Raw genomic sequence first — 2,056 nt, 5'->3', positions numbered from 1 at the left:
ACTTTTTTTATTAATTATTACCTCGCTGACGGGCTGCAGCCTGTTTTCACAGCCGGACGATACGGAAAAAACGCTGGGAAATATTAACGGCCTTAAAGTCCGTTTATTATCCAATGATCCGCTGGAAACCAGCCATGACGATGTGATTGAGCGTTATCAGGGTTATCTTGATGTTGCTACCGAACCGGAAATGCGCATTCGTGTCGCCCACCGTATTGCCAGTCTTAAACTGCAGGCAGAAGAAATTGCGCTGGATAATATACCGGAAGAGACTGATTCCGGTCTGGATATCAGCGCAACGCGTGAAGAACGCGCTCAGGCCATTGCTTCAATCAGGGATTATGAATCGTTGCTGGAGGCATACCCGGACCGTTCCGATAACGATGCCATGCTGTACCAGCTGGCTAAAGCCTACAGCATGGCCGGGCGTATGCAGTCTGCCATTGCAACACTGGAACAATTGGTTGCCGATTTTCCGCGCTCGGTTTATTACCTTGAAAGTGAATTCCGTCTGGCGCAATTGCTGTACGCATCCGGTGATTATGAAGGGGCAGAGCAGGCTTATCAGCGCCTGATTGACCGCGGCCCGGAAGACAATCAGTACTACGTCAGTGCCGGTTATCTGCAGGGCTGGTCTATTTTTAAGCAGGATCGTCTGCAGGACAGTCTGCTGGCTTTTACCCGTTTATTGGATGAGCAATATCCAACTGTCGCGACCTTGTCCGATGCCAAAGGTGGTGAGCTGGATATGCTCAACGACATCCTGCGGATTATGGCCATCATGTTTGATGACCTTGGAGACTGGGAACAGATTGCTTTATTTTATGATCAGCATGGCAAGCGCCATTATGAATATCTGATTTATGACCGGCTGGCGACGCTGTACTACGACAAACAATATTATAAAAGCGGGGCATCTACCTTACGCGCCTTTGTTCTGCGTTACCCGGATGATGTGCTGGCGCCGGTATATTACGAACGTCTGATCGAAGGCTATAAAACCGCACGCTATCCAAACCTGATGCGCAAGCATAAAGAAATCTATATCGGTATGTTTGGCGTCGGCGGCAATTACTGGCTGAACCATACAGAAGCTGTGCAGCAGACGCTGGAAAAAACGCTGGCAACTTACATCTGGGATCTGGCGGGCTTCCATCATGCCTGGGGGCAGAACAGTAAAAAGCTGAAAGATAAGCGTGAACGGTTGGCGGAAGCTGAACGCTGGTATAAAGAATATATCCGCAGTTTTCCCGAAGCGGATGACACGGTTAAAGCCCATTTTCTGTTAGCTGAGGTGGCGTTCGAACTGCAGGATTACCCTCTGGCCAAAGATCATTATGAGATCGTGGCTTATCAGTATCCGGGTTATGAAAAAGCGGCCGAAGCGGGTTATGCCGCCATTCTTGCATTTAATAAATACCGCCCGGCGAAAACGGAAGCACTGGCTTGGCGTCAGGCAACGGTTGCCAGCGCAATGCGCTTTGTGCAGGAGTTTCCACAGGATGAGCGCAGTGGCACCGTGCTGGTTAATACCGCAGAAATGCTGCTGAAAGATAAATACTATCCGCAGGCACTGACCACGGCGCGTCTGGCGTCACAGGTCGAAGCCGATTTGCCTGAACGTTACCGTTATGGAGCGGCGCTGGTACGCGGACATGCCAGTTTTGAACAGGGCCTGTTTGCTGAATCCGAGGAAGCGCTGGGCAAAGCCCTGACTTACAGCAAACTGGATAAGAAAACCCGGCGTGAGTTACGGGATAAAGTCGCTGCCACGGTTTATAAACAAGGCGAGCAGGCAAAAGAGCAGGGTGACCTGACCGCAGCGGTTGGCCACTGGCGCCGTCTGGCAACCGTTATTCCGGAAAGTAATACCCGCATTATTGCCGAATATGATGCGGCAACCTTATTAATGCAGATGAAAGATTATGATCAGGCCATTGAAGTACTGCTGCATTTCCGTGAGCAATATCCTGAGCATAAGTTAACCGCCGATATCCCAAGTAAACTGATCGTCGCTTACGAAGATAAAGGCGAGTGGCGTAAGGCCGCGTTTGAG

1 protein-coding gene is annotated in these 2,056 nt (G+C 50.3%); it reads left to right on the top strand.

Annotated elements, in window-relative coordinates:
• Nucleotides 1-2,056, top strand: a 2,056-nt coding sequence (locus B3P58_RS11555) for a tetratricopeptide repeat protein (RefSeq protein WP_286717648.1), incomplete at both ends; no start/stop codon positions are given.

Source organism: Thalassolituus sp. UBA2009, from assembly GCF_002335285.1.
GTDB classification, from domain to species: Bacteria; Pseudomonadota; Gammaproteobacteria; order Pseudomonadales; family Oceanobacteraceae; genus Venatoribacter; species Venatoribacter alkanivorans.
Note: the sequence above shows the minus strand (reverse complement) of the source record. Positions and strands in the feature narration are given on the sequence as shown.